The sequence below is a fragment of the Ensifer sp. SSB1 genome (assembly GCF_016652895.1).
GTDB lineage: Bacteria > Pseudomonadota > Alphaproteobacteria > Rhizobiales > Rhizobiaceae > Ensifer.
The window spans coordinates 20129-27406 of record NZ_JAEPRP010000096.1 but is presented as its reverse complement, the minus strand read 5'-3'; the positions used below and the strand labels follow the sequence as shown (position 1 = coordinate 27406).

General features: G+C 62.9%; 7 protein-coding genes. 6 read left to right on the top strand and 1 reads right to left on the bottom strand.

What is annotated here, in order from left to right; genetic code table 11:
• On the top strand, positions 1–546 hold a 546-nt coding region (locus I8N66_RS22415; RefSeq protein WP_291157851.1), incomplete at its 5' end, for a DeoR/GlpR family DNA-binding transcription regulator.
• A gap of 85 nt (positions 547–631) precedes the next feature.
• Entirely contained in the window at positions 632–3082 is a 2451-nt protein-coding gene (locus I8N66_RS22410; RefSeq protein WP_291157847.1) for an FAD-dependent oxidoreductase, read from the top strand.
• A 35-nt stretch (positions 3083–3117) separates the two neighbouring features.
• On the opposite strand, the gene I8N66_RS22405 is transcribed toward I8N66_RS22410, so the two are convergent.
• Positions 3118–4050 carry a LysR family transcriptional regulator gene (locus I8N66_RS22405; protein ID WP_113539682.1) on the bottom strand — a complete coding sequence of 311 codons (933 nt, stop codon included), beginning with the start codon at positions 4048–4050 and terminating at the stop codon, positions 3118–3120.
• 90 nt (positions 4051–4140) lie between these two features.
• On the opposite strand from I8N66_RS22405, the gene speB reads away from it, so the two are divergent.
• From speB to I8N66_RS22385, 4 genes are read left to right on the top strand one after another with little or no spacing between them, the layout of a single operon-like run.
• Positions 4141–5112: an agmatinase gene (gene speB / locus I8N66_RS22400; protein ID WP_291157843.1), complete on the top strand. Its 972-nt coding sequence runs from the start codon at positions 4141–4143 to the stop codon at positions 5110–5112.
• Positions 5113–5116: 4 nt separating this feature from the next.
• Complete coding sequence (locus I8N66_RS22395) at positions 5117–5899, top strand: SDR family oxidoreductase (protein WP_291157839.1); 783 nt, start codon at positions 5117–5119, stop codon at positions 5897–5899.
• Positions 5896–6633, top strand: a complete 738-nt coding sequence (locus tag I8N66_RS22390) for an SDR family oxidoreductase (RefSeq protein ID WP_291157836.1) — start codon at positions 5896–5898, stop codon at positions 6631–6633. Before I8N66_RS22395 ends, I8N66_RS22390 begins: the two co-directional genes overlap by 4 nt.
• The gene (locus tag I8N66_RS22385) at positions 6630–7277 is read left to right on the top strand and encodes a polysaccharide deacetylase family protein (protein WP_291157832.1); all 648 of its coding nucleotides are present in this window, start codon (positions 6630–6632) and stop codon (positions 7275–7277) included. Before I8N66_RS22390 ends, I8N66_RS22385 begins: the two co-directional genes overlap by 4 nt.
• Position 7278: the final 1 nt, after the last annotated feature.

Sequence of the window (7278 nt, the reverse complement as noted above, 5' to 3'; positions counted from 1 at the left end):
AATGCCGGGCCAAAAGCGCTGATCGGCCGTGCGGCAGCGGCTCTCGTGCGCGACGGTATGGTGATCTTCCTTGATTCCGGCACGACGACGCTCGCTGTGGCCCATGCCCTGTCCGGGCGAAAAAATCTAACGATTTGCACGACTTCGCTATCGATCGCACTGTTGATGTGCCGGCAGCCCCAGGTGCGGGTGCATATGCTCGGCGGTGAAATCAATCCGGATGAAGAGGCGGCCATCGGCATCGATGCGCTCGAGGCCATCAGCCATTTCCGCGTCGACGTCGCATTCCTGGGCGGCGGCGGCCTGTCGCCGGACGGCGAGGTGACCGACTTTACCCGCAGCGGCGCCGAGCAGCGCTCGCGCATGGTGGCAACGGCGGCCAAGGCCTATTTCGTCCTCGACAGTTCCAAGTTCGGACGGCTGACGCCGCTGCGCATTCCGCGGTTCGAAGCGGCGGCCGGAGTGATTGTCGACCGGCATCCGCCGGAGGCGATCCGCGAGGCACTCGAGCGCAAAGGTCCGGCCCTGGTCGTTGCAGAGCAATGAAATGTAATATTTTGTAACTTTATGTCTTGTTCTTTGTCCGCGTTTTGTTACCGTGCGGCCTTCCATGGGTTCGGGAGGTCGTTTCATGGCGCAGGAATTTCCAACACAGGCACAGGTCGTCATCGTCGGTGGCGGTATCATCGGCTGCTCGGTCGCCTATCACTTGACCAAGCTTGGCTGGAACGACGTCGTTTTGCTGGAACAGGGGCAGCTGAGCGGCGGCACGACCTGGCATGCGGCCGGTCTCGTCGGTCAGTTGCGCAGCCACGCCAACATGACGGGTCTGATCAAATACTCGACCAAGCTCTATAGCGAGTTGGAGTCCGAAACCGGACTTGCCACTGGTTGGAAGAATTGTGGCTCGCTCTCGGTTGCCCGCACGCAAGACCGCATGACCGTGTTGAAGCGCACGGCGGCCTCCGCCCGTGCCCAAGGGGTCGCGATCGAGGTGATCTCGCCTAGGGAGGCGCAGGACCTCTGGCCGGTCATGGCGATCGACGATCTCGTCGGCGCCGTCTGGCTGCCGGGCGACGGCAAGGCCAATCCGACCGATCTTACCCAGTCGCTCGCCAAAGGCGCACGCAATCGCGGCGCGCGGGTGATCGAGCGCGTCCGGGTCACCGGCATTTCGACGAAGAACGGCGTTGTCACCGGTGTCGAAACCGATCGGGGCGCCATTGCCGCGGAGATCGTCGTCAACTGTGCCGGGCAGTGGGCGCGCAAGGTCGGCCAGATGTGCGGCGTCACCGTGCCGCTGCACTCGGCCGAGCACATGTACATCGTCACTGGACGCATCGAGGGCGTGCATCCGGATCTGCCTGTCATGCGCGATCCCGACGGCTATATCTATTTCAAGGAGGAGGTCGGCGGTCTCGTCATGGGCGGCTTCGAGCCGGAAGCCAAGCCCTGGGGCATGGTCGGCATTCCCGATGATTTCGAGTTCGCGCTTCTGCCGGACGATTGGGACCAGTTCGAAATCCTGATGCACAATGCGCTGCAGCGCGTGCCGCAGCTTGCAACTTCCGAGGTGAAGAAGTTCTACAATGGTCCGGAGAGTTTTACTCCGGACAACAATTTCATTCTCGGCGAGGCGCCGGAACTGAAGAACTTCTTTGTCGGCGCTGGCTTCAACTCCATGGGCATTGCCAGCGCTGGCGGCGCAGGTCGGGCGCTGGCCGAGTGGATCGTCAATCGCTCGCCGACCATGGATCTGTGGCCGGTCGATATCCGCCGTTTCGCCGGCTTCAACAACAATCCGCGCTGGTTGCACGACCGCGTCAAGGAAACGCTCGGTCTGCACTATGCGATGCCCTGGCCGAACCGGGAGCTGGAGACGGCGCGCCCCTTCCGGCGCTCCCCCCTCTATGATCGGCTTGCCGCCAGGGGCGCGTGCTTCGGCTCGAAGATGGGGTGGGAGCGCGCCAACTGGTTTGCCGTTGGAGGCGAGCGACCGGTGGCAGAATACGCCTTCGGGCGGCAGAATTGGCACGAGGCGGTGAAACGCGAGATGAAGGCGACGCGCGAAGCCGTCGGCATCTTCGACCAGACGTCCTTCGCCAAACTTCTCGTCCAGGGGCGGGATGCGGCGGCAGCGCTCAATCGCATCTGCGCTGCGGACATCGACGTCAACATCGGCCGTTCCGTCTATACCGGCCTCTTGAACGAACGGGGCGGCTATGAGAGCGACTTGACCGTCATGCGACTTGCGGTCGACCGCTTCCTCCTCATCACCGGATCGGCACAGGCAGTGCATGACGCCGACTGGATCCAAAAGAATATCCCGCCCGATGCTCATGTGACGCTTACCGACGTTACCTCCGCCTATGCCGTACTGGCGCTGATGGGGCCGAAGTCGCGCGACATTCTCTCGAAGCTCACCTCGGCCGATATCTCGAACGAGGGCTTTCCCTTCGCGACGATCCGCGAAATCGATATCGGCTACGCTACCGCCTACGCAAACCGCATGACCTATGTCGGCGAACTCGGCTGGGAACTGATCGTGCCGACGGAGTTCACCGTCGGTGTCTACGAGGCATTGCACGAGATCGGCGGCAAATTCGGTCTTACCGATTGCGGCTATTACGCTCTGGAGGCGCTCAGGCTGGAAAAAGGCTACCGGGCCTGGAGCCGAGAGCTGACCCCGGACATCAATCCATGCGAGGCGGGCCTTGCCTTTGCGGTGGCGGCTGACAAGGTGGGCGGCTTCATCGGTCGGGACGCTTATCTTGCGGTAAAGGCCAAGGGGGCGCCCGCCCGGCGCATCGTACAGTTTACGGTGGACGATCCCCTGCCGGTGCTCTGGGGCGGCGAGTTGATCCTTCGTGACGGCAGGCCGGTTGGCGAGGTGCGCTCGGCCGCCTATGGCCATTCGCTCGGCCGTTCCGTCGCGCTGGCACTCATCGAACATAGTGCGGGCGTGGACAAATCCTTCGTCGAGTCCGGCCGCTTCGAGGTCGAACTCGCCGGCGAGCGTTTTGCGGTTACCGCACATCTCGCGGCTGCCTATGATACCAAGGCTTTCCGCGTGAGAGCCTAGTCGCGGTGTCGCTTACACGCCGCTGCCGATGGAGCTCAACGGGGGTTGCGCGCACTCTCAACGATGGTGCGCGCAAGCGTTTCGGCTGCACGCGATGGTTTGTTGCGCGGGTGAGCGATGTGGAACATGTCCTCGAAGGTCATACGTTCCGGGGCGAGCAGCCGAAGGCGGCCGCTACGCACCCATTCCTCGGCATAGTGATCAGGCAGGAAGCCGATATAGGCGCCGGAGAGCAGCAGCAGCAGCGTTCCTTCCATATGCGGTGTTGCCGCTGCCCAGCGGAAGTTCACGCCACAGATCGTCTCGTTTAGCATATAGGTGCGGCCGGCGAAGGACTGTGCCTCCAGAAGCTCCGCGGTGATTGCCGTATCCTCCAGGCCGAAAAGCGGATGGCCCTCGGCGCAATACAGCTTCTGAACCTCGGAAAATACCGACTGGGTGCGGAAATGCGGTGTGGCACTGCCGATAGAAGGCATGAGCACGATCTGGTACGCGCCATTCAGCAGGCCCTGATGCAGAACCTGCGGCGCCGCGACGTCGATTTCCAGATGGACGCGCGGTGCCTGACGGTGAAAGGCCGCTAGCGCACCCTGAAGATCGAGATCCCTGTTGGTGATCATTGCATCCACGGTGCCGAAGGTAAGGCTTCCGGTCAGCTCGCCCTGAGCTTCGCCGACGCGGCTTTGGAACTTCTCCAGCGAACCGAAGAGTTCCAGCGTCGCTTCATAGACGAGGCGCCCTTCATCCGTCAGCAGGAAGCCGCTTCGCCCGCGACTGCAAAGCCGCAAGCCCAGGCGATCCTCGAGATGGCGCATATGCGTGGATATCGTTGCCTGCGTCATGCCGAGTGCGGTCTGGGCAGAGGAGAAGCCGCCATACTGAACGACGGAGGCAAAGACGCGCAACAGCCGGAGCTCGGCGTCGCCGAGAGACAGATTGAGAACGCGGTGGCGAACCTTGTTGATCATGCATTGATTAAGTCACAACTAAACATCCAATCATAGATATTTTTAAAGGTATCGGCCTTCCGCACACTCCTTCGCCTGTGGAGGAGACACATGGCTAGCAATTCCTACGAAACCGGGCGCCTGAACCTGCCGTTTGTCGGCATCTGCACCTTCGGCAAATATCCCTATCAGCCCGATTGGGATCAGATCGACGCCGACGTCGCCATCCTCGGTGCGCCCTTCGACTGCGGCACGCAGTGGCGCGCCGGGACCCGCTTCGGCCCACGTGCCATCCGTGAGGCTTCCACCCTGTTTTCCTTCGGTCACGGTGGTGCTTACGACCACGAGGACGACGTCACCTATCTGCCGAGCGACAAGGTCTCGATCGTCGATATCGGTGACGCCGACATCGTCCATACCGACACGATGAAGAGCCACGCCAACATCGAATTCGGCGTACGCAAGATCCTTGCCGCCGGTGCGCTTCCGGTGGTTCTCGGCGGCGACCATTCCGTCAATATTCCGTGCGTCAACGCTTTTGAAGACGACTGCGCCAGGAACGGCCCGATCCACATCGTCCAGATCGACGCGCATCTCGATTTCGTCGACGAACGCCATGGGGTGCGCTACGGACACGGCAACCCGATGCGCCGCGCCGCGGAAAAGCCCTATGTCAGCGGCCTGTCGCAACTCGGCATCCGCAACGTCTCTTCCACGGCGAAGGAAGGGTATGAGGATGCCCGCGCCATGGGGTCGGACATTCTCTCGGTGCGCCAGATCCGCACCTTGGGCATGGAATCTGTGGCCGCCCGCGTGCCGGCCGGTGCACGCTACTATGTCACCATCGACATCGATGGTTTCGATCCCTCGATCGCGCCTGGTACCGGCACACCCTCGCATGGCGGCTTCATCTATTACGAGGTGCTGGAGATCCTGGCTGCACTCGCCAAGCGCGGCACGATCGTTGGTATCGACCTCGTCGAGGTTGCCCCGGACTACGACCATTCCGGCTCCACCTCGATCCTTGCAGCACAGGTGCTGATGAACCTCATCGGCCGCGTCATGCACGCGAAGAGGGGCTGAGACCATGGGGCGCATCGCTTACGATTTTGCTGGCGAACATGTGCTGGTCACCGGCGCAAGCAGGGGCATCGGCCGGGCCGTCGCGGAAGCTTTTGCCGCGGCCGGCGCCGACGTGACGATCCTTTCTTCGGGTGCCGGCATCCATGAGGCGGCGCGCGAGATTTCGGCACGTGTCGGCCGCAAGGTCGCGGCACTCGAATGCGACATCACCGACAGCGCTGTGGTGAAGGCGACGCTCGCGCCGCTCGGACGCATCGACGTTCTCGTCAACAATGCCGGGCTGGAGCGTATCACGCCGCTCAGCGAAGAGGACGATGCGGTCGAGGAGACCTTCCGCCGCATCACCGACATCAACACCAACGGCACCTTTTACGTTACCCGCCATGCGCTGCCGCATATGGTCGACGGCGGTCGTGTCATCGTCACGGCGTCGATCTGGAGCCGGGTCGCTGTACCCGAGTTTTCCGCCTACATCGCATCCAAGCACGCCAATCTCGGCTTTACCCGGGTGATGGCCAAGGAGCTCGCCGGCCGTGGCATCCGCGTCAATGCCGTCTGCCCGGGCTGGGTGCGCACCGAGGCGGCGATGCTGTCGGTGAAGAACATGTCGCTGCGCACTGGCCGCAGTGAGGAGGATCTGCTGGCCGAAATCGTCGGTGCGCAGGTTCTGCCTGGCTTGCTGGAGCCGGAAGATCTGGCCGCTCCCTATCTTTTCCTTGCCTCCGACGGCGCGAAGGACATGACGGGGCAGGCGCTGATGCTCGATCGCGGCGAGGTGATGGCATGACGCAGCGCATTCTAATCACCGGCGCCTATCGCGGCATTGGCGCCGCCTGTGCCCTGGCCTTCGCCGCGTCGGGCGCACGCGTCGCACTTGCCGATATCCGCAAGCCGCTGGAGACCGCGGATGCGGCAACGAAGGCAGGGGCCGCTGAGGTGCTCACGCTCGCCTGCGATGTCTCCGATGAAGGCGCAGTCGCGGCCGTCGGCGAGGTGGTGCGGGAGACCTTCGGCGGGCTCGATATTGTCGTCCATTGCGCCGGCGTGATCCATGAGGCGCCTTTGCTTGAAACCCCGGTCGCCGATTTTGACCGCGTGATCGCCATCAACCTGCGCGGCAGCTTCCTCGTCGGCAAGATGGCGCTCGGGCTGATGAACGGGACAGTCGAGGAGCCTGCCCGCCTCATCCTGATCGCCTCGGACATGGCCTACTACGGTCGCGAGACCTTTTCGCCTTACGTCGCTTCGAAGCACGGCGTGCTCGGCCTGGTGCGCTCCTGGGCGAAGGAGTTCGCGCCACGCGTCCTCGTCAATGCCATCTGTCCAGGGCCTATCGATACCGAGATGCTGGGTGCCGCCCATATGAGCGCCGAATGGCGCGCCAGGGAACTGGCGATCCCGCTTGCTCGCTTCGGCAAGCCCGAGGAGATCGGCGAGCTCGCCCTGTTCCTGGCGGGTTCCGGAGGACGGTACTTCACCGGGCAGGGGATCGGCAGCAACGGCGGGAGCATCATGCCATGATCGCCAATCCCATTCCCTGGCCGGACGGCGCCAAATGTGCCGCCTGCATCACCTTCGACATGGATGCCGACAGCCTCATCCATATCGCCCATCCCAATGATGGCCACAGCCGCGTCTCGGCGATCTCGATGCTGCAATATGGTCCGAAGGTGGCGATCCCGCGGATTGTCGAAAGCTATCGGCAACTCGGTATCAAGCAGACCTTCTTCGTGCCTGCCTGGTGTATCGAGCAGTATCCGCAGGCGATCGACGCCATTCTTGAGGGTGGCCACGAACTGGCACACCACGGCTTCCTGCACGAGCATCCGCGCGAACTGCCCGATGACGAGGAAGCCTATTGGCTTGACCGCGGCATCGAGGTGATCGTCAAGGCGAGCGGTAAGCGGCCGCGCGGCTGGCGTGCGCCGCTCTACAATTTCTCCCATCGCTCCGCCGACCTGCTGGTGTCGCGCGGCTTCGACTACGACGCCTCGCTGATGGGGGACGACATCCCGTACCTGCTCGAATGTGATGCCGGGCGCCTCGTCGAACTGCCTTCGCATTGGGGTCTCGATGACTGGCCGCAATATGTCCAGTCGATGGACCTCGACTACATGATGCCGATCCGAGCGCCGGAACAGGGCTTTGCCGCCTTCGCCCAGTAAT